This window comes from Duffyella sp. Ts4 (genome assembly GCF_051851875.1).
Classification (GTDB): domain Bacteria; phylum Pseudomonadota; class Gammaproteobacteria; order Enterobacterales; family Enterobacteriaceae; genus Duffyella; species Duffyella gerundensis.
In genome coordinates, this window is record NZ_JBLYPN010000004.1 from 325,802 (window position 1) to 347,231 (window position 21,430).

Below are 21,430 nucleotides of genomic sequence, written 5' to 3' on the forward strand. Positions count from 1 at the left end.
TCAGACGACGGGGAACAAAGCGGGTCGCTCCCCGAAGCTGAAAGAGTATATCACGCGCACTTATTGACGATAGTTTTCCAGGAAGCGGCCAAATTTGCCGATGGCCATCTCCAGTTCATCCACGCGGGGCAGGGTGACAATGCGTACGTGATCGGGCCACGGCCAGTTGAACGCGGTTCCCTGAACCAGCAGCACTTTCTGCTGCAGCAGGAAATCCAGCACCATCTTCTGATCATCATGAAGGTTGAATTTTTTAGCATCGATGCGCGGGAACATGTACAGCGCGCCCTGAGGCTTCACGCAGCTCACGCCGGGAATATCGTTGATCATCTCCCAGGCACGCTGGCGCTGTTCATAGAGCCGTCCACCCGGTACGATAAACTCGCTGATACTTTGATAACCGCCCAGCGCCGTTTGAATGGCATGCTGTGCCGGGACGTTAGCGCAGAGACGCATCGACGCCAGCATTTCCAGCCCTTCAATGTAGCCTTTGGCATGCTTTTTCGGGCCGTTTAACACCATCCAACCCTGACGGAAACCCGCTACACGGTAAGTCTTGGAGAGGCCGTTAAAGGTCAGGGTCAGCAAATCTGGTGCCAGTGCAGCGATAGAATGGTGCTGCGCATCGTCATACAGAATTTTGTCGTAAATCTCATCGGCGAAAATGATCAAATTATGCTGGCGGGCGATTTCAACCACTTCCATCAGCAGCTCTTTGCTGTATACCGCACCGGTAGGGTTATTGGGATTGATGATCACAATGCCGCGGGTGCGCGGAGTGATTTTGCTGCGAATATCGTCGAGGTCAGGGAACCAGCCCTGTTGTTCGTCGCAGAGATAATGCACAGCTTTACCGCTCGACAAAGAAACTGCAGCGGTCCAGAGCGGATAGTCAGGCGCCGGAACCAGCATTTCATCGCCCATATTCAGCAGTGCCTGCATCGACTGGACAATCAGCTCTGATACGCCATTGCCGATGTAGACATCTTCTACCGTCATGTCACGCATATCGCGCGCCTGATAGTGCTGCACGATCGCTTTACGCGCAGAGTAGAGGCCTTTTGAATCGCAGTAGCCTTGTGCGCTGGGCAGGTTGCGGATCACATCGACAAGGATTTCATCCGGCGCTTCAAAGCCGAATGGCGCAGGATTGCCGATATTCAGCTTGAGAACTTTATTCCCTTCCTCTTCAAGACGCTTTGCCTCTTTCAGAACAGGGCCGCGAATGTCATAACACACGCCATCAAGCTTGCCGGATTTATCAATTTGAAAATTCATTACTCTCGCCTTAACTGGCGGAACATCGTTCCTGCCGTGGAAACCAAACCCGCTCAATTTACTCCTGTGCCTGCACTTAGAGAAGGCCGACCACATGTTTTGGCGTGAATGAGAAGAATAACGCGCAATGCTGGCACGGCAGTCGCGAACGGTGAAAATCGCCAGGATATATCGCTGCCTTTTCATTTTATTTTAGCGTAATGCACTAAAGGTAGTTTGCCGCTGTAAAGCTGGCTTACCAGTGGCCACTGTGACGACAGCCTGTGAACGAATTGCATCAACAGGTAATAAACGCGTCGGTAAACTGTTAAGTAATTCTGATAAAAATGGTTAATTATCATGCGTGGCGACGATCACGTGCGGGGCAGGGCGTCTGAGTCGGCGCAAACATGGCGAAAAACGAAGCTCCAAACACGCTTTGCCGCCTGGCTTGTTGTGGCATCGTGCTTCTCAACAGCACGCTTTTTATCTGTAATTGTAAACAAACCAGGTGACTAATTTACAGAAGCGAAAAAAGTCATTCATCGCCTTACTGCTTGTCACAACCGCGTAAATAACAGAGATTGCTGCGCTGATGTGCAAAAAAAAATGCGATTTAATTGTCAAAATGATTAAGTATAATTTATTATTTAACGCGTTTTAAAACGTGTCTGGGACGACCATTAGAGACCATTCTGGTCTCATTTACCTTCGCGGCATCTTGTCATGCGGCTGAAGGCTTCTGTTATGACGCAGCATCCTGCAATGAATTTAACTGCCTGAATGCCTTAGCGTCATCTGTTTTGCATTAGTACGGGCGATCGCGTGTGTTGAAATCGCTGACTTCATCGCGATGATCAGCCCGTAGCCTCAGGCAAGATGATGTACCGTCAGAGCACCACATGTAGACATTGCGAATTGTTTCGGCCTGTCTTTTGCAGGCTGAGCAATAACACCAGGGTAGCAGTACTAAAAAACTTATAAGTGAAGAAAAATATGACTAACGCAAATCGTCCGATACTCAATCTAGATCTCGATCTGCTGAGAACCTTTGTTGCCGTAGCAGATTTGAATACGTTTGCCGCCGCCGCCGCTGCGGTCTGCAGAACACAATCTGCCGTCAGCCAACAGATGCAGCGCCTTGAGCAGCTGGTCGGCAAAGAGCTGTTTGCCAGACATGGCCGTAACAAGCTGCTTACCGAACACGGTATTCAGCTGCTGGGTTATGCCCGAAAAATTCTGCGCTTTAATGACGAAGCCTGTACGTCGCTGATGTACAGCAACATTCAGGGCGTGCTAACCATCGGTGCTTCCGATGACACATCCGATACCATCCTGCCATTCTTATTAAACCGCGTGACGTCAGTCTATCCTAAGTTGGCTATTGATGTTCGCGTGAAACGTAACCCGTTCATGATGGAGATGCTGAACCAGGGCGAAGTCGATCTGGTTGTTACCACCTCCAGCCCAGGCAACTTTACCTATCAGGTTTTGCGCACCTCGCCAACCTTATGGTATTGCGCGGCCGACTATATCTTCCAGCGCGGCGAAGCGATTCCATTGGTTCTGCTGGATGAACCAAGCCCGTACCGCGATATGGCTATTGATCATCTGAACGAGGCCGGTATTCCGTGGCGCATCTCTTACGTTGCCTCAACGCTGGCAGCGGTGCGTGCGGCAGTAAAAGCGGGACTTGGCGTGACCGCACGTCCGGTTGAAATGATGAGCCCGGAACTGCGTGTTATGGGTGCGGCAGAAGGCCTGCCGGTACTGCCCGATACGCAATATTTGCTGTGTCGTAATCCTGACAGCGAAAACGAGCTGGCGCTGGCTATTTTTAATGCCATGGAATCGACCAACGACCCTTACAATCTTGCACTGAGTGGCGATGATGCTGTTCTGCTGGATGACGAAGAGTAAATTCACTGAAACACGCCATTAAAACACATCTCTAATGGCGGATTGTGACAAGTAATTGTGAATATCAGGCCTTACGCCCGCTTATCCGGACGTAAGGCTTTTTTTTTGACCTTTTTCTGATGGTTTTCCATCGTTTCTCTCGCGCTGGCACCTAAGTTTATGTAAATCATGCTTACTGTTATAAATGAAATAGTATCAGCGTGATCATAATGACCTGACGACATCATTTTTTCCTTCTTGCCGTGACTGCCTGCATATTTTTGCTTCATAAAGCCTAAAAGTGTGCTCTGGATCAAAAAAATACCCCCAATAAGGTGCAGGAAAAGCGGACAATACCTGCCAAAATATGTTTGTTAATTGTGCGCTCTGCCATTGTGAATAACCGCTACACTTATATTAACCTCACTAACTGAAGCGATTTAGCTTAAAAAGCGAGCATCATATGTTAATAAAATGCTACGGGTGTAAAATAATGTACTGTTACTTTTGTCAAAGTTGACAAAAGGTTATTGAAAGGAGTAAAAAACCCCATAAAATTGCTGCTTATAGGTCAATGACAGCAAAAATTATGAGGTTTTTATCCTTCCCTTGAATCGATATGGCATTTTGGCTGCCTTTTCGCGGCAGAAATCAGCGCCACTTTTGATGAGTAAGCAATGAGTATGTCAACAACCACTGAAGTTATCACCCATCATTGGGCATTTGCGGTATTCGTCGTCATTGCCTTCGGTCTGTGCGCCTTTATGTTAGCGGGCGGATGGCTTTTGGGCGGAAAAGCCCGCTCAAGGTACAAAAACACCCCTTTTGAGTCCGGTATTGCTCCTGTTGGAACCACTCATATACGTCTTTCAGCCAAATTCTATCTGGTTGCGATGTTTTTTGTGATTTTCGATGTTGAAGCGCTCTATCTTTACGCCTGGTCGGTTTCGATTCGTGAAAGCGGTTGGGTAGGCTTTATTGAAGCCGCCATTTTCATTTTGGTGCTGCTGGCTGGTTTGGTTTATCTGGTGCGCATTGGTGCTCTGGATTGGGCTCCCGCACGTCGTCGTGTTGTAGTCAAAACTGACATCGCCACCCACACCAATCCTCATAAGCAGTAACAGCGAGGCATTCTGATGGACTATACGCTCACCCGCGTCGACCCTAACGGTGGAGACAATGACCGTTACCCCCTGCAAAAACAGGAAACTGTCGCCGATCCTCTTGAGCAGCATGTTCACCGCAGTGTCTATATGGGCAAACTGGAACACGCGCTGCACGATATGGTCAACTGGGGACGTAAAAACTCCCTGTGGCCTTACAACTTCGGCCTCTCATGCTGCTATGTAGAAATGACCACCTCGTTCACCGCGGTGCATGACGTTGCGCGTTTCGGCGCCGAAGTTATGCGTGCTTCGCCGCGTCAGGCAGATTTCATGGTCATCGCCGGTACACCATTTACCAAAATGGCGCCGGTTATTCAGCGTTTATATGACCAGATGCTGGAACCAAAATGGGTGATCTCCATGGGCGCCTGTGCTAACTCCGGCGGCATGTATGACATCTATTCTGTGGTGCAGGGCGTGGACAAGTTCCTGCCGGTCGATGTGTACATTCCCGGGTGCCCGCCGCGTCCTGAAGCCTACATGCAGGCACTACTGCTGCTGCAGGAATCTATCGGCAAAGAGCGCCGTCCCCTTTCCTGGGTGGTTGGCGATCAGGGCGTCTATCGCGCCAATATGCAGTCGGAACGCGAGAGAAAACGTGGCGAGCGCATCGCAGTCACTAACCTGCGTTCTCCAGACGAAGTTTAAGCAAACAGTTAATGGATGGCCTGCTGCAGTGCGCACGATCAAAACCAATTAATGCGCAATGCCCATCCTGACGCCTTCTACTGCGCGCCTGATTTCAGGCCAGAATGGTGAGTAAACTATGACAGATTCAACCGCGCACGATCTCGCTCAGCCAGCATGGCAAACCCGGGAGCATCTGGATGATCCAGTGATCGGCGAGTTACACAACCGCTTTGGGCCGGATGCCTTTACCGTTCAGGCCACTCGCACCGGCATTCCGGTGGTGTGGGTTAAGCGTGAACAGCTGCTGGAGATCATCACCTTCCTGCGCAAGCTGCCAAAACCTTACGTCATGCTGTATGACTTGCATGGCGTGGATGAGCGTTTGCGTACGCATCGCGCAGGCTTACCGGCGGCCGATTTCTCCGTTTTCTATCATCTACTGTCGATCGATCGTAACCGCGACATTATGTTGAAAGTGGCGCTGGCGGAAACCGATCTACACCTGCCGACGCTGACCAAAATTTTCGCTAATGCCAACTGGTACGAGCGTGAAACCTGGGAAATGTTTGGCATCACCTTCGATGGCCATCCGCATCTTACCCGCATCATGATGCCGCCGACCTGGGAAGGGCATCCGCTGCGTAAAGATTATCCGGCACGCGCCACCGAGTTTGATCCGTTTACACTGACCAAGCAGAAAGAAGATCTCGAAATGGAAGCGCTGACCTTCAAGCCTGAAGATTGGGGCATGAAGCGCGGCACAGAAAACCAGGATTTCATGTTCCTGAACCTCGGTCCTAACCATCCTTCTGCGCACGGTGCGTTCCGCATCATCATGCAGCTGGACGGTGAAGAGATCGTCGACTGCGTGCCTGACATCGGCTATCACCATCGCGGTGCCGAAAAGATGGGCGAGCGTCAGTCGTGGCACAGCTACATTCCTTATACCGATCGTATTGAATATCTTGGCGGCTGCGTTAACGAATTGCCGTATGTGCTGGCGGTAGAAAAGCTGGCCGGCATCACCGTTCCACAACGCGTTGACGTTATCCGCGTGATGCTGTCAGAGCTGTTCCGTATTAACAGCCATCTTCTCTACATTTCGACCTTTATTCAGGACGTCGGTGCTATGACACCGGTGTTTTTTGCCTTTACCGATCGCCAGAAAATTTATGACGTGGTGGAAGCTATCACTGGATTCCGCATGCATCCTGCCTGGTTCCGTATTGGCGGCGTAGCTCACGATCTGCCAAAAGGTTGGGAGCGCCTGTTGCGCGACTTCATTAACTGGTTGCCGAAACGACTGGACGAATACACCAAGGCTGCGCTGAAAAACACCGTGCTGATTGGGCGTTCAAAAGGCGTGGCGGCATATAACCTGGAAGAGGCGCTGGCCTGGGGCACCACCGGCGCCGGACTGCGCGCCACTGGCCTGGATTTTGACGTGCGTAAATGGCGCCCGTATTCAGGTTATGAAAACTTCGATTTTGAAGTGCCCGTTGGTGATGGCATCAGCGATGCTTATAGCCGCGTTATGTTGAAAATGGAAGAGATGCGCCAGAGTCTGCGCATTCTCGAACAGTGCCTTAACAACATGCCGGAAGGCCCGTATAAGGCCGATCATCCGCTGACAACGCCGCCGCCGAAAGAACGCACTTTGCAGCATATCGAAACCTTGATCACTCACTTCCTGCAGGTTTCCTGGGGACCGGTTATGCCGGCTCAGGAATCTTTCCAGATGATTGAAGCGACCAAAGGTATCAACAGTTACTACCTGACCAGCGATGGCAGCACCATGAGCTATCGCACACGCGTGCGCACACCGAGTTTCCCGCATTTGCAGCAGATTCCTTCGGTGATTCGTGGCAGCCTGGTATCCGATCTGATCGTTTACCTCGGTAGTATCGATTTTGTTATGTCAGACGTGGACCGCTAACTATGCACGATCAAAAAATTGCGATCGAAACGATCGACCCAACCGCTGGCTTTGTGTTGAGTGCTGCTGAACGTGATGCCATTGAGCATGAAAAGCATCATTACGAAGATGCGCGCGCCGCCTCAATCGAAGCGCTAAAAATCGTGCAAAAGCAGCGCGGATGGGTGCCGGACGGCGCTATTCACGCTATTGCTGAAGTGCTGGATATTCCTGCCAGTGACGTTGAAGGCGTGGCCACGTTCTACAGCCAGATTTTTCGTCAGCCGGTTGGCCGTCATGTTATCCGTTACTGCGACAGCGTGGTATGCCACATCACCGGTTATCAGGGCATTCAGGCCGCGCTGGAAACTAATCTTAGCATCAAGCCGGGCCAAACCACCGCAGATGGCCGCTTTACGCTGTTGCCGACCTGTTGCCTCGGCAACTGTGATAAAGGCCCAACCATGATGGTGGATGAGGACACGCATGTGCATCTGACGCCAGAATCCATTGCGACGTTACTGGAGCAGTATCAATGACAATTAAACAGATCATTCGTACTGCAGAAACGCATCCGCTCACCTGGCGTTTGCGCGATGATAAACAGCCGGTGTTTCTGGATGAATATCGCAGTAAAAACGGTTACGCCGCAGCGGAAAAAGCGCTGACCGCGATGGCGCCTGATGAGATCGTGTCGCAGATTAAAGATTCCGGCCTGAAAGGCCGTGGCGGTGCGGGATTCTCAACGGGCCTCAAGTGGAGCCTGATGCCGAAAGATGAGTCCATGAACATCCGTTACCTGCTGTGTAATGCGGATGAAATGGAGCCTGGCACTTATAAAGACCGCCTGCTGATGGAGCAGCTACCGCACCAGCTGGTGGAAGGCATGCTGATTGGCGCTTTTGCCCTCAAAGCCTATCGCGGCTATATCTTCTTACGTGGCGAGTACATTGAAGCGGCGGTTAATCTGCGTCGTGCAATTGCTGAAGCAACAGAAGCCGGTCTGCTGGGCAAAAATATCCTTGGCAGCGGTTTCGATTTTGAGCTGATTGTGCATACCGGCGCGGGTCGCTATATCTGCGGCGAAGAGACTGCGCTGATCAACTCGCTGGAAGGTCGTCGCGCGAACCCGCGTTCCAAGCCGCCATTCCCTGCCTCTGCTGGTGCATGGGGTAAGCCGACCTGCGTCAACAACGTTGAAACGCTGTCCAACGTGCCAGCCATCATCGCTAACGGCGTTGACTGGTATAAAGGTATTTCTTCCAGTGAAGATGCCGGCACCAAAATGATGGGCTTCTCCGGCCGGGTAAAAAATCCGGGCGTCTGGGAACTGCCTTTTGGTATCACCGCGCGCGAGATCCTTGAGGATTATGCCGGTGGCATGCGTGATGGCTTTAAGTTCAAAGCCTGGCAGCCGGGCGGAGCGGGTACCGATTTCCTGACCGAACAACATCTCGATCTGCCAATGGAATTTGGCAGCATTGGTAAAGCCGGTAGCCGTCTTGGCACCGCGCTGGCGATGGCAGTCGATCATGAAATTAATATGGTGTCGCTGGTCCGCAACCTGGAAGAGTTTTTTGCGCGCGAATCGTGCGGCTGGTGTACACCTTGCCGCGATGGTCTGCCGTGGAGCGTGAAAATTCTGCGTGCACTTGAGCAGGGCAAAGGCCAGCCTGGTGATATTGAGACCCTACTGCAGCTCTGCCGCCAGCTCGGTCCGGGTAAAACCTTTTGTGCGCATGCGCCGGGTGCTGTTGAGCCATTACAGAGCGCAATCAAATATTTCCGCGAAGAGTTTGAAGCGGGCATCGCGCCGCAGGTGTTTGGCAACACGCGTGCCATTGCAGGTATTCAGCCTAATCTGCTGAATACGCGCTGGTAAGCCACCGCTACCGGGATTCAAACTGGCTTACGCCGGTTGACCTTACTTTTCTCCGCGATGCCGCAGTAATAGCGGCCGCTGAAGAGAAGAAGGGAAAAAGAATTATTGTTTAACGCTTGTCGCTGACGAGCCTTACGGAAGCATGTTCACTATGGCTACAATCCATGTAGACGGTAAAGAATATGAAGTGGATGGTGCAGACAACCTGTTGCAGGCTTGTCTCTCGCTGGGACTTGATATTCCTTATTTTTGCTGGCACCCGGCGCTGGGTAGCGTCGGCGCCTGCCGCCAGTGCGCGGTAAAGCAATATCAAAATGCCGAAGATACCCGCGGTCGCCTGGTTATGTCGTGCATGACGCCAGCCTCAGACGGCACCTTCATCTCAATTGATGATGGTGAAGCGAAAGAGTTTCGTGAAAGCGTGGTGGAATGGCTGATGACCAACCATCCGCATGACTGTCCGGTCTGTGAAGAGGGCGGTAACTGCCATCTGCAGGATATGACGGTAATGACGGGCCATAGCTTCCGACGCTATCGCTTTACTAAACGTACCCACCGCAATCAGGATTTGGGGCCCTTTATTTCGCATGAAATGAACCGCTGCATCGCCTGCTATCGCTGCGTACGTTATTACAAAGATTATGCTGATGGCAAAGATCTGGGTGTTTATGGCGCGCATGACAACGTCTATTTTGGTCGTCCGGAAGATGGCACACTGGAAAGCGAATTCTCCGGCAACCTGGTGGAAATTTGCCCAACTGGCGTCTTCACCGATAAAACTCACTCGGAACGCTACAACCGTAAGTGGGATATGCAGTTTGCACCAAGCATCTGTCAGCAGTGCAGCGTTGGCTGTAACACCAGCCCCGGCGAGCGCTACGGTGAACTACGCCGTATCGAAAATCGCTATAACGGCAGCGTAAACCATTACTTCCTCTGCGATCGTGGCCGCTTCGGCTACGGTTATGTCAACCTGAAAGACCGCCCTCGTCATCCGATGCAGCGTCGCGGTAGCGACTGGATTGCGTTGAATGCAAGCCAGGCGATGGAAGCCGCAGCGGACGTTTTACGCCAGACGCATAAAATTATCGGTATCGGTTCTCCGCGTGCCAGCATCGAAAGTAACTTTGCTTTACGTGAGCTGGTAGGGGCGGAAAACTTCTCAACCGGAATGCCAGCAGGCGAACAGGCTCGCGTCGAACTGATGCTCAAAGTTCTGCAGGAAGGCGGCATCCATACGCCTTCACTGCGCGAAATTGAGAGCTATGATGCGGTGTTGGTACTGGGTGAAGATTTGACCCAAACCGGCGCGCGCGTGGCACTTTCTGTTCGTCAGGCGGTAAAAGGCAAGGCCCGTGAAATGGCAGCCGCACAAAAAGTGGCTGACTGGCAAATCGCTGCCATTTTAAATATCGGACAACATGCGAAACATCCGCTGTTTGTCACCAACGTTGACGAAACGCGGCTGGATGATATTGCTGCCTGGAGCTATCGCGCGCCGGTCGACGATCAGGCACGTCTGGGCTTTGCGATCGCTAACGCCATCGACAGCAGCGCGCCAGCGGTCGGAGATTTTGATACCACGCTGAAAGGCAAGCTTGATGTAGTGGTGCAGGCGTTGAGCGGGGCGAAAAAACCCCTGATCATCTCCGGTACCCATTCCGGTAGCGACGCGATGATCGCCGCCGCAGCCAACGTGGCAAAAGCACTTAAAGCGCGCGGTGCCGATGTCGGGATCACGCTGCTGGCCTCAGCGGCAAACAGCATGGGCCTCGGCCTGATGGGCGGCAATACGCTGGACAGCGCGCTGGAATCATTGACCAGCGGCGACGCGCAGGCGGTGATCGTGTTGGAAAACGATCTTTATCGTCATGCGTCAAAAGCGCAGGTTGATGCCGCACTGAACAACGCAGAAAACGTTATTGTGGTGGATCATCAACGCACCGCCACGCTGGAAAAAGCCGGGCTCATTCTTTCTGCCGCCAGTTTTGCTGAGAGTGATGGCACGCTGATCAACCTTGAAGGCCGCGCTCAGCGTTACTTCCAGGTCTACGATCCCGCTTATTACGATAACAGCATTGATATGCTGGAAAGCTGGCGCTGGCTGCACTCTCTGCGCAGCACGGTGGAAAATCGCCACGTTGACTGGACGCAGCTTGATCATGTGATTGATGCCGTGGTTGTCGCACTGCCACAGTTGCGGGCGATTAAAGAAGCCGCACCTGATGCCTCTTTCCGTATTCGCGGACAGAAGCTGGCACGTTCACCACATCGTTCCAGTGGCCGTACCGCAGCGCGTGCCAACATCAGCGTGCATGAACCGCGTCAGCCGCAGGATCAGGACACCATGTTTGCCTTCTCAATGGAAGGGAACAACCAACCATCGGCACCGCGTTCGCAGATTCCGTTTGCCTGGGCACCAGGCTGGAACTCACCGCAGGCGTGGAATAAATTCCAGGATGAAGTGGGCGGCAAACTGCGTAACGGCGATCCAGGCGTACGACTGTTTGAAGCCTCTGCGGGTCAACTGGCGTGGTTTGCAGAAGTGCCGGCTGCTTTTGTCAGCACCGAAGCGAGCTGGCGCGTGGCGCCTTATTACCGTCTGTTCGGTAGCGAAGAGATGAGCCAGCGTGCGCCAGTGATTCAGCAGCGCATGCTGCCGGCCTGCGTATTTGTTAATCCGGCCGATGCGGCAAAACTGGGCGTCAATGCCGGCACATCGCTGGAACTGACCTGCTCCGGCGAAACGCTGCGCTTACCGGTTTCACTTTCCAATGCGTTGCAGGCGGGGCAGATTGGCTTGCCGTTAGGCATGCCGGGCATTCCGCCATTCCTCGTCGGCGCTAACATTGATCAACTGCGGGAGGCGGTACAATGAACTGGCTGACACCGGATGTTATTGATGTCATTTGGGGCGTGGTAAAAGCGGTCATTATTCTGTTAGTGGTGGTGGCGTGCGGTGCCTTTATGAGCTTTGCCGAGCGTCGTCTGCTCGGCTTGTTCCAGAACCGCTATGGGCCAAATCGGGTAGGTTGGGGCGGCTCGCTGCAGCTGGTGGCAGATATGCTCAAAATGTTCTTTAAAGAGGACTGGGTGCCACCTTTTACCGATCGGGCTATTTTTACGCTAGCGCCGGTTATCGCCTTCGTTTCCCTGTTGTTGGCCTTTGTTATCGTACCGGTTTCGCCAACGTGGATGGTGACAGACCTGAATATCGGTCTGCTCTTCTTCCTGATGATGGCCGGTCTGGCTGTCTATGCGGTGCTGTTTGCAGGCTGGTCGAGTAACAACAAGTACGCTCTGCTCGGTGCGATGCGTGCCTCTGCACAAACATTGAGCTACGAAGTGTTTTTGGGTCTTTCGCTAATGGGTGTGGTGGCGCAGGCGGGTTCGTTCAATATGAATGAGATCGTTAACAGCCAGCAGCATCTGTGGAACATCATTCCGCAATTCTTTGGTTTCGTGACCTTCTGTATTGCTGGCGTGGCGGTATGTCACCGTCATCCATTTGACCAGCCGGAAGCGGAGCAGGAACTGGCCGATGGTTATCACATTGAATACGCCGGTATGAAATTCGGTCTGTTCTTTGTGGGGGAATATGTGGCGATAACCACCGTTTCCGCGCTGATGGTAACGCTGTTTTTCGGCGGCTGGCACGGCCCATGGTTACCACCTTTCATCTGGTTTGCAGTGAAAACCGCATTTTTCATGATGATGTTCATTCTGATTCGCGCCGCGTTACCGCGCCCGCGTTATGACCAGGTGATGTTGTTCGGCTGGAAAGTTTGTCTGCCGTTGACCTTGTTGAACCTGCTGGCGACCGCCGCAGTGATTCTCTACAACGCGCAGTAAGGGGTTTACGAGATGACATTAAAAGATATCGTCGTTGGTTTCGGCACCACCGTTCGCAGCATCTGGATGATTGGCATGCATGCCTTCGCCAAACGCGAAACCATGATGTATCCGGAAGAGCCGGTATATCTGCCGCCACGTTACCGTGGCCGTATTGTGTTGACCCGCGATCCCGATGGTGCTGAGCGTTGTGTTGCCTGCAACCTGTGCGCAGTAGCCTGTCCGGTGGGGTGTATTTCGCTGCAAAAGGCGGAAACCCAGGATGGCCGTTGGTATCCGGAGTTCTTCCGCATTAACTTCTCACGCTGCATTTTCTGTGGCATGTGTGAGGAAGCCTGTCCCACTACCGCTATCCAGTTGACCCCTGATTTTGAACTCGGTGAGTTCAAACGTCAGGATCTGGTATACGAGAAAGAAGACCTGTTAATTTCAGGACCGGGTAAATATCCGGAATATAACTTTTATCGTATGGCGGGCATGGCGATCGACGGCAAAGATAAGGGCGACGCTGAAAACGAAGCCAAACCCATCGACGTCAAAGGTTTATTACCTTAAGGAGCCAGGCATGGAATTTGCGTTTTATATTTGCGGGCTGGTTGCGATTCTCACTACGTTGCGGGTGATTACGCATACCAATCCGGTGCACGCCCTGTTGTATCTGATCATCTCGCTGCTGGCGGTTGCTGGCGTATTCTTTTCGCTGGGTGCCTATTTTGCTGGCGCACTGGAGATCATCGTTTACGCGGGTGCCATCATGGTGCTGTTCGTCTTCGTTGTGATGATGCTCAATCTGGGCAGATCAACCGAAGAGCAGGAGCGTGAATGGTTGAAGCCAGCCATGTGGATCGGCCCGGGCATCGCCTCGTTATTGCTGTTGGTGGTGATGGTTTACGCCATTCTCACGGCTAACGATCAGGGCATTGATGGCACGGTTATCGATGCCAAGGCCGTCGGCATTAGCCTGTTTGGTCCTTATGTTCTTGCGGTTGAGTTGGCTTCGATGCTGCTGCTGGCAGGTTTAGTGGTGGCGTTCCACATTGGACGTGAAGATCGTCATGGCGAAGTGCTGAGCAATCGCCCGGCTGACGTCAAAGTTGAAAAGGAGGAGCACGCATGATCCCTCTGCAACATGGTTTAATCCTGGCGGCAGTTCTGTTCGTTCTCGGGCTAACGTCGCTGGTTCTGCGTCGTAACCTGCTGTTTATGCTGATTGGTCTGGAAATCATGATCAATGCCGCAGCGCTGGCGCTGGTGGTGGCAGGCAGCTACTGGGGACAGGCTGATGGACAGGTTATGTACATCCTGGCGATCAGTCTGGCAGCTGCAGAAGCGAGTATCGGCCTGGCGCTGTTATTACAGCTCTATCGTCGTCGTCAGACGCTTAACATTGACACAGTAAGCGAGATGCGCGGATGAACTTTCTCTACTTAACCGTTTTATTTCCGCTGATCGGCTTCCTGCTGCTGGCGTTTTCACGTGGTCGCTGGTCAGAAAATCTGTCAGCCACTATTGGTATGGGATCGGTTGGTCTGGCTGCGGCTACCACGGCATTTGTGGGCTTTGATTTCTTTAATCACGGTCAGCAAGCCTATACGCAGGCGCTCTGGACCTGGATGCACGTTGGCAACTTCACCATCGACGTCAATCTGACGCTGGATGGTTTATCGCTGACAATGCTCTCCGTGGTGACCGGCGTTGGCTTCTTCATTCACATGTTCGCCTCCTGGTATATGCGCGGTGAAGAGGGCTACTCGCGCTTCTTCGCCTATACCAACCTGTTTATCGCCAGCATGGTGATTCTGGTACTGGCTGACAATCTGATGCTGATGTATCTCGGCTGGGAAGGGGTAGGCCTGTGCTCATATCTGCTGATCGGTTTCTATTATACCAATCCAGATAACGGCAAAGCGGCCATGAAGGCGTTTATCATCACGCGTGTTGGTGATGTGTTCCTGGCATTCGCGTTGTTTATTCTCTACAACGAGCTGGGTACGCTGAACTTCCGTGAAATGGCAGAGCTGGCACCGGCGCACTTCGCCGCTGACAATCACATGCTGCAATGGGCAACGCTGATGCTGCTTGGCGGCGCTGTCGGTAAATCAGCCCAGCTGCCGCTGCAAACCTGGCTGGCCGATGCGATGGCTGGTCCAACGCCGGTCTCTGCGCTGATTCACGCTGCCACCATGGTAACCGCCGGTGTTTATCTGATCGCGCGTTCGCACGGCTTGTTCCTGCTGACGCCGGAAGTGCTGCATCTGGTAGGCATTGTTGGTGCGGTTACGCTGGTGTTGGCAGGTTTCGCCGCGCTGGTACAGACCGACATCAAACGCGTATTGGCTTACTCGACCATGAGCCAGATTGGCTACATGTTCCTGGCGCTCGGTGTGCAGGCATGGGATGCCGCCATTTTCCATCTGATGACGCACGCTTTCTTTAAAGCGCTGCTGTTCCTCTCCTCAGGCTCGGTCATTCTTGCCTGTCATCATGAGCAGAATATTTTCAAAATGGGCGGCCTGCGTAAAAGCATTCCACTTGTTTATATCTGCTTCCTGGTGGGGGGCGCAGCCCTGTCAGCCTTGCCGATTATTACTGCAGGCTTCTACAGTAAAGATGAAATCCTGTTTGGTGCGCTGGCTAACGGCCATATGAACCTGATGGTAGCTGGTCTGGTAGGTGCATTCCTCACCTCGATCTATACCTTCCGTATGATTTTCATCGTCTTCCATGGTGAAGAAAAGATCCATGCGCATGCGGGTAAAGGGATCACTCATCATCTGCCACTGATCGTCCTGCTGATCCTGTCTACCTTTGTTGGCGCGCTCATTACGCCACCGCTGTCGACAGTGTTGCCAGAAACTGATGCTGGAGAAGCGGGCAAAGTTGCTCTTGAGATCGCCTCTGGCGTGGTTGCTGTGGTCGGTATTTTGATCGCCGCCGCGCTGTGGTTAGGTAAACGTACGCTGGTCAACAACATTGCTAACAGCGCACCGGGCCGCTTCTTTTCAACCTGGTGGTTTGCTGCCTGGGGCTTTGACTGGCTGTACGATAAGATCTTTGTGAAACCTTATCTTGGTATCGCCTGGCTGCTGAAAAGCGATCCATTTAACGCATTGATGAACCTGCCAGCGCTGTTTTCCAGACTGGCAAACAAGGGACTGGTGGTCAGTGAAAATGGATATCTCCGTTGGTACGTCGCGTCGATGAGCATTGGTGCCGTGGTCGTGCTGGCGCTGATGCTGGTGGTGTAAAAGCAAGTGAGTGGGGTGGGAGAGTACGTTCTCCCACTCTTAACCAAGAATGTTAAAAATTACCTGAAGAATGCGCATTCCGCGCTGGCCATTTGCCACCGTTACTGCCCTCAGCCAATGTGCGCCACCTGCGCCAGGCAGAAGGCTCTGACGGAGCAAGTAACCCGCTGGAATAGGCATAGCAAGGTTAAAAAAGGGAACTAAACGCCGTGTTATTACCTTGGCTAATCATAATCCCCTTCGTCGGCGGCTTACTCTGCTGGCTGGCCGAACGCATGGGCGCAAAATTACCGCGCTGGATTGCACTCATTACAATGGGGTTGACGCTGGCGCTGGGCCTTCAGCTCTGGTTGCAGGGGAACTACGCATTAACGCAGGCGTCAGGCCTTCCACAATGGGCATCCGAATTTTCCGTGCCCTGGATTCCGCGTTTCGGCATTGAATTCCATCTGGCACTCGATGGTCTTTCTTTATTGATGGTGGTGCTTACCGGGCTGCTCGGTTTGATGGCCGTGCTCTGTTCGTGGAATGAGATCGAGAAATATCAGGGCTTTTTCCATCTTAACCTGATGTGGATCCTCGGCGGTGTGATTGGCGTGTTCCTTGCCATCGACATGTTCCTGTTCTTCTTCTTCTGGGAGATGATGCTGGTTCCGATGTACTTCCTGATCGCGCTGTGGGGACACAAAGCCGCCGACGGGAAAACGCGTATCACCGCCGCGACCAAATTCTTCATCTATACCCAGGCAAGCGGCCTGGTCATGTTGATTGCCATTCTTGGTCTGGTGTTTGTGCACTACAACGCCACCGGCGTCTGGACGTTCAACTATGAGCTGTTGTTGAATACGCCGATGTCCAAAACGGTTGAGTATGTGTTGATGCTGGGCTTCTTCATCGCTTTTGCGGTGAAAATGCCGGTTGTGCCATTGCACGGCTGGCTACCCGATGCGCACAGTCAGGCGCCAACGGCGGGTTCAGTTGACCTTGCCGGTATCCTGCTAAAAACGGCTGCTTACGGCCTGCTGCGTTTCAGCCTGCCGCTGTTTCCCAACGCCTCGGCAGAGTTTGCCCCTATCGCCATGTGGCTGGGTATTATCGGTATCTTCTATGGCGCATGGATGGCGTTCTCGCAGACCGATATCAAACGCCTGATCGCTTACACCTCGATTTCCCACATGGGTTTCGTGCTGATCGCCATTTATACCGGCAGCCAGCTGGCCTTCCAGGGCGCGGTGATTCAGATGATTGCGCACGGCCTCTCTGCCGCCGCGCTGTTTATTCTGTGTGGTCAGCTGTATGAGCGTCTGCATACCCGCGATATGCGTAAAATGGGCGGCCTGTGGGCGCGCATTAAATGGATTCCGGGTCTGTCACTGTTTTTTGCCGTGGCGAACCTGGGCATGCCGGGCACCGGTAACTTCGTCGGTGAATTTATGATTCTGACCGGCAGCTTCCAGGTGGTGCCGACCATTATCATCATCGCGACGTTTGGGCTGGTGTTTGCTTCTGTTTACTCCCTGATCATGATGCAACGTGCTTATTATGGTGCGCCATCGTCGCAGGAGCCGCTGAAAAGCATGACTCCGCGTGAGTTCATTATGATTATGGTTCTGGTGGTGCTGCTGGTGCTGGTTGGCGTTTATCCGCAGCCGCTTCTCGACACCTCACACGCTGCAATGAGTAACATTCAGCAGTGGTTTACCGCTTCAATTTCAACTACAAGGCCGTAATTCGCCATGACAATAACTCCTCAACAATTGATCGCGTTGCTGCCGCTGTTGATCGTCGGATTGACGGTGGTGGTTGTGATGCTGTCCATTGCGTGGCGACGCAACCATTTTGTTAACGCAACGCTGACGGTCGTTGGCCTCAACCTGGCTCTGCTTTCGCTATGGTTTGTGGGTCATGCTGGCCCGATGGACGTGACGCCGCTGCTGCGCGTCGATGGCTATTCAATGTTCTATACCGGTCTGGTGATGTTAGCCAGCCTGGCGACCTGCACCTTTGCCTATCCGTGGCTGGCTGGCTTTCCGGATAACAAGGATGAGTTCTATCTGCTGGTGCTGATTGCCGCGCTGGGCGGGGTTGTGCTGGCGAGCGCCAACCACCTTGCCGCGTTGTTTATCGGTGTGGAACTGCTGTCGCTGCCGTTGTTTGGTCTGATTGGTTATGCTTTCCGTCAGAAACGTTCGCTGGAAGCCGCGCTGAAATACACCATTCTTTCGGCTGCTGCCTCGTCGTTCCTGCTGTTTGGTATCGCCCTGATCTACGCGGACTCCGGCAACCTGAGCTTTGTGGCGCTGGGACAGCATCTCAGCGACGATATGCTGCGTGAGCCGCTGCTGCTGATCGGTCTTGGCATGATGATCATCGGTCTTGGCTTTAAGCTGTCGCTGGTGCCTTTCCACCTGTGGACACCAGATGTCTATCAGGGTGCGCCTGCACCGGTTTCCACCTTCCTCGCCACCGCCAGCAAGATCGCTATCTTTGGCGTAATCATGCGTCTGTTCATGTACGCACCGGTTACCGACAGCGAAGCAGTACGTACCGTGCTGGCCGTTATCGCCTTTGTTTCCATTCTGTTTGGTAACCTGATGGCGATTTCGCAGAGCAACATCAAGCGTCTGCTGGGTTACTCTTCTATCGCTCATCTCGGTTATCTGCTGGTGGCGCTGATCGTCGTGCAAAGCCAACAGCTGGCGCTGGAAACCGCCGGTGTCTATCTGGCCGGTTATCTGTTCAGCAGCCTCGGCGCGTTTGGTGTGGTCAGTTTGATGTCCAGCCCGTACCGCGGTTCTGATGCCGATTCGCTGTTCTCTTACCGTGGTCTGTTCTGGCATCGCCCGATCCTCTCCGCGGTGATGACGGTGATGATGCTGTCGCTGGCAGGTATTCCCATGACGCTGGGCTTTATCGGTAAGTTCTACGTCATCGCTTCGAGTGTCAGCGGCCAGCTGTGGTGGCTGACCGGTGCGGTGGTAGCAGGTAGCGCCATTGGCCTCTATTACTATCTGCGCGTGACCGTGAGCCTCTACCTCAGCCCGCCGGAAATGCACACCCGCGATACGCCAGCAAACTGGGCGTTCACCGCTGGTGGCGTCGTGGTGCTGATTTCAGCAATCCTGGTGCTGCTATTGGGTGTCTATCCACAGCCGCTTATCAGGCTGGTTCAGCTTGCCCAACCGCTGATGTAAACTCATAGCAAGGCTAAAAAAATCAGGCTCCCGGGCCTGATTTTTTCATTTCTGTCGCAGAGAAATAACAGGAGTTGTCATGATGGAGATTGAATGGCGTGATTATGCGCACCATGAACTGGATACCACCACGTTGTACAGCATGCTGGCGCTGCGATCGCAGGTGTTTGTGGTGGAGCAGCAGTGCCCCTATCTGGATTTGGATGGGCTGGACCTGCTCGGCGACAACCGCCACGTGTTGGCGTTGCACCAGCAGCGCGTGCTGGCGTGCGCGCGCATTCTGGCACCAGCCGATGCCCAGAGCCCGGTGGCGATTGGTCGCGTGGTGGTTTCGGACGACGCGCGCGGGTTGCGGCTTGGTGTTGCGCTGATGCAGCAGGCGCTAAGCAGCTGTGAGCGTCACTGGCCAGAGCATCAGCAATATCTGTCGGCACAGGCGCATCTGCAGAGGTTTTATCAGCAGCTCGGCTTTACGCCGTATGGCGATGTTTATTCTGAAGATGGTATCCCGCATATCAGTATGCAGCGCGTGCCGTCGCACGCCTAAAAAAACGGGCGATTTCTCGCCCGTTATTCGTTTATCCCGGCGTCATCTGCCGGTCATCCACATACTTACGCTGATCGGGCGCGGGTGGGAAATACTGGTAAAGCCAGGTTTCACTCAGCGTTTCCTCTTTGGTGCGCAGGAACAGGCGCATCTCAACCGGCGTAATGGCATCGCTGTTCGGATACCAGTCAAACAGGATGCGATAGCCGTTGATCGGCTCAACGTAGAGAATCTCCACCTGCTTGATGGTGCCCGCAGAGACGGTAATCACCGGCTCAATGCCTTTCGGCGCGGCGGCCTTGAGATCGCCACCAATGAAATCGATGGAGAAACGACGGCACCAGGTATCCGGGAAGTGTTCACCCGGCGCCCAGCCTTCCGGGAAGCCACCAATACCGGTGCGCGTGGCATCGACGCGCGCCAGACCGCTGCGAACCGGCGGTAATCCGCTCCAGTAGAGTTTGTACTGGAAGCTAAATTCGCTACCCGCTTTAATCGGCTCCGCGGGTTGCCAGAAGCAGACCACGTTATCAAGCGTTTCACCGGTGGTAGGAATTTCCATCAGGTTGATTGCGCCTTTGCCCCATTTTCCGACCGGCTCGACCCACAGGCTTGGTCGTTTGTCATACCAACCGATCACGTCCTGATAATTTTTGAAGTCGTGATCAAGCTGCAACAGGCCAAATCCGCGCGGGTTTTCATCTTCATAAGCATTGAACTGCAGGCGCTGCGGGTTATTCAGCGGCCGGGCAATCCACTCACCTTTGCCGGTCCACATCGCCAGACGATCGGAGTCATGAATCTGCGGATGGTAGGTGTTACACATCCGACGCTCGTTGGTGCCGCAGCTGAACATGCTGGTCATCGGTGCGATACCGAGCTGACCGATATCCTTGCGGGCAAAGAGATGATTCTCGATGGTCATCACCACCCGTTCCGCTTCGCACTCAATGGTGAACTTATAAGCACCGGTCAGGCTGGGGCCATCCAGCAGCGCATATACTACAAAGGTGGTAGCAGAAGCGTCTGGCGTTTCAAACCAGAAGGCGGTGAAGTCCGGAAACTCCTCCTGGCCGTTGCTAAAGGTATTTACCGCTACGCCGCGTGCTGACAGACCATATTGGTAGGTGTCATCGACGGCGCGGAAATAGCTGGCACCGAGGAAAGAGACGATATCGCGACGCGCCAGCTCCGGTTTCTTAAAGGCACGGAATCCGGCAAAGCCGAGATCGTTTTTGCCTTCCAGCTGTTTGGTATCCACTTTGGCGTCATTGTAATTAAACAACTCCGGACGGAAGTGAACTTCGCGCGCCTCACGACTGGCGGCATCAACGGAGAACATGCGGATGCGGCGTTTAAAGCCCATGCCAACGTGAAAAAATTGCACATCAAGCTGACGATCGGGGATGTTGTTCCACAATGAGTGGTTTGCATCGTACTGAATATCGTTATAAGCCTGCGGTGTAAGATTCGCTAACGTTGCCGGCAGAGGACCTGGTGCGCCGCCCCAGGGTTGCTTCGCCAGCGCGCCAGCGTTCTTTTTCAGCGATTCAAAGTCGAAGCGCATCGCGTTGCCGTCAGCGATCCCATCAGCGGCCCAGGCCGACTGCGAAAATAGCGTGGAGACGCCGGACATCCCACTGACCGTGGCGAAGGCCATCGACGCTTTCATAAACATTCTACGATTCATGCCAGAAATCTTTTCCTTTGCTGAACGAGTGTAGTGACTGTCGTGCTCGTGCACCCCAAACAGACCTGTTTAGCCAGGTTACAGGGAGGTACGACAGTCCGCAGAAATAAAAATTCAGTCCAGGGAAAATTTATCAGATAAATCAAACAA

The 21,430-nt window shown here is 53.3% G+C and carries 18 protein-coding genes; 15 read left to right on the forward strand and 3 right to left on the reverse strand.

Annotation, left to right across the window (positions count from 1 at the left end):
- Positions 1–60 precede the first annotated feature (60 nt).
- Positions 61–1,278 carry a pyridoxal phosphate-dependent aminotransferase gene (locus ACJY2L_RS09380; RefSeq protein WP_067432441.1) on the reverse strand — a complete coding sequence of 406 codons (1,218 nt, stop codon included), beginning with the start codon at positions 1,276–1,278 and terminating at the stop codon, positions 61–63.
- Positions 1,279–2,253: 975 nt separating this feature from the next.
- Here ACJY2L_RS09380 and lrhA point away from each other — a divergent pair.
- Positions 2,254–3,177, forward strand: a complete 924-nt coding sequence (gene lrhA, locus ACJY2L_RS09385; RefSeq protein ID WP_067432438.1) for a transcriptional regulator LrhA — start codon at positions 2,254–2,256, stop codon at positions 3,175–3,177.
- Between the two features lie 71 nt (positions 3,178–3,248).
- On the opposite strand, the gene ACJY2L_RS09390 is transcribed toward lrhA, so the two are convergent.
- Positions 3,249–3,473: a hypothetical protein gene (locus tag ACJY2L_RS09390; RefSeq protein WP_439212440.1), complete on the reverse strand. Its 225-nt coding sequence runs from the start codon at positions 3,471–3,473 to the stop codon at positions 3,249–3,251.
- 360 nt (positions 3,474–3,833) lie between these two features.
- Between ACJY2L_RS09390 and ACJY2L_RS09395 the strand changes: the two genes are divergently transcribed.
- The 14 genes from ACJY2L_RS09395 to ACJY2L_RS09460 all read left to right on the forward strand — a co-directional run bounded on the left by ACJY2L_RS09395 (position 3,834) and on the right by ACJY2L_RS09460 (position 19,590).
- Positions 3,834–4,277 carry an NADH-quinone oxidoreductase subunit A gene (locus tag ACJY2L_RS09395; RefSeq protein ID WP_439212439.1) on the forward strand — a complete coding sequence of 148 codons (444 nt, stop codon included), beginning with the start codon at positions 3,834–3,836 and terminating at the stop codon, positions 4,275–4,277.
- Between the two features lie 15 nt (positions 4,278–4,292).
- Positions 4,293–4,970, forward strand: coding sequence for a NuoB/complex I 20 kDa subunit family protein (locus ACJY2L_RS09400; RefSeq protein WP_439212438.1), 678 nt, complete (start codon positions 4,293–4,295; stop codon positions 4,968–4,970).
- A 118-nt stretch (positions 4,971–5,088) separates the two neighbouring features.
- The gene (gene nuoC / locus ACJY2L_RS09405; RefSeq protein WP_439212437.1) at positions 5,089–6,888 is read left to right on the forward strand and encodes an NADH-quinone oxidoreductase subunit C/D; all 1,800 of its coding nucleotides are present in this window, start codon (positions 5,089–5,091) and stop codon (positions 6,886–6,888) included.
- Positions 6,889–6,890: 2 nt separating this feature from the next.
- The gene (gene nuoE, locus ACJY2L_RS09410; protein ID WP_067432423.1) at positions 6,891–7,406 is read left to right on the forward strand and encodes an NADH-quinone oxidoreductase subunit NuoE; all 516 of its coding nucleotides are present in this window, start codon (positions 6,891–6,893) and stop codon (positions 7,404–7,406) included.
- Between the two features lie 2 nt (positions 7,407–7,408).
- Positions 7,409–8,749, forward strand: coding sequence for an NADH-quinone oxidoreductase subunit NuoF (gene nuoF, locus ACJY2L_RS09415; protein WP_439212673.1), 1,341 nt, complete (start codon positions 7,409–7,411; stop codon positions 8,747–8,749).
- A gap of 151 nt (positions 8,750–8,900) precedes the next feature.
- Positions 8,901–11,627 (forward strand): NADH-quinone oxidoreductase subunit NuoG, encoded by a 2,727-nt coding sequence (nuoG, locus tag ACJY2L_RS09420; protein WP_439212436.1) that lies wholly within the window; start codon positions 8,901–8,903, stop codon positions 11,625–11,627.
- The gene (nuoH, locus tag ACJY2L_RS09425) at positions 11,624–12,601 is read left to right on the forward strand and encodes an NADH-quinone oxidoreductase subunit NuoH (protein ID WP_439212435.1); all 978 of its coding nucleotides are present in this window, start codon (positions 11,624–11,626) and stop codon (positions 12,599–12,601) included. Before nuoG ends, nuoH begins: the two co-directional genes overlap by 4 nt.
- 12 nt (positions 12,602–12,613) lie before the next feature.
- Positions 12,614–13,156: an NADH-quinone oxidoreductase subunit NuoI gene (gene nuoI, locus ACJY2L_RS09430; protein WP_067432410.1), complete on the forward strand. Its 543-nt coding sequence runs from the start codon at positions 12,614–12,616 to the stop codon at positions 13,154–13,156.
- A gap of 10 nt (positions 13,157–13,166) precedes the next feature.
- Positions 13,167–13,718 carry an NADH-quinone oxidoreductase subunit J gene (gene nuoJ, locus ACJY2L_RS09435; protein ID WP_439212434.1) on the forward strand — a complete coding sequence of 184 codons (552 nt, stop codon included), beginning with the start codon at positions 13,167–13,169 and terminating at the stop codon, positions 13,716–13,718.
- Positions 13,715–14,017, forward strand: coding sequence for an NADH-quinone oxidoreductase subunit NuoK (gene nuoK / locus ACJY2L_RS09440; RefSeq protein WP_013509877.1), 303 nt, complete (start codon positions 13,715–13,717; stop codon positions 14,015–14,017). The genes nuoJ and nuoK overlap by 4 nt, the downstream gene beginning before the upstream one ends.
- Positions 14,014–15,849, forward strand: a complete 1,836-nt coding sequence (nuoL, locus tag ACJY2L_RS09445; RefSeq protein ID WP_439212433.1) for an NADH-quinone oxidoreductase subunit L — start codon at positions 14,014–14,016, stop codon at positions 15,847–15,849. Before nuoK ends, nuoL begins: the two co-directional genes overlap by 4 nt.
- Positions 15,850–16,058: 209 nt before the next feature.
- Positions 16,059–17,579: an NADH-quinone oxidoreductase subunit M gene (nuoM, locus tag ACJY2L_RS09450; RefSeq protein WP_439212432.1), complete on the forward strand. Its 1,521-nt coding sequence runs from the start codon at positions 16,059–16,061 to the stop codon at positions 17,577–17,579.
- Positions 17,580–17,585: 6 nt separating this feature from the next.
- Entirely contained in the window at positions 17,586–19,043 is a 1,458-nt protein-coding gene (nuoN, locus tag ACJY2L_RS09455) for an NADH-quinone oxidoreductase subunit NuoN (RefSeq protein WP_439212431.1), read from the forward strand.
- Positions 19,044–19,125: 82 nt separating this feature from the next.
- On the forward strand, positions 19,126–19,590 hold the full coding sequence (locus ACJY2L_RS09460) for a GNAT family N-acetyltransferase (protein ID WP_439212672.1): 465 nt from the start codon (positions 19,126–19,128) through the stop codon (positions 19,588–19,590).
- Positions 19,591–19,621: 31 nt separating this feature from the next.
- On the opposite strand, the gene ACJY2L_RS09465 is transcribed toward ACJY2L_RS09460, so the two are convergent.
- Positions 19,622–21,280 (reverse strand): glucan biosynthesis protein D, encoded by a 1,659-nt coding sequence (locus tag ACJY2L_RS09465; RefSeq protein ID WP_067432395.1) that lies wholly within the window; start codon positions 21,278–21,280, stop codon positions 19,622–19,624.
- Between the last annotated feature and the right edge of the window lie 150 nt (positions 21,281–21,430).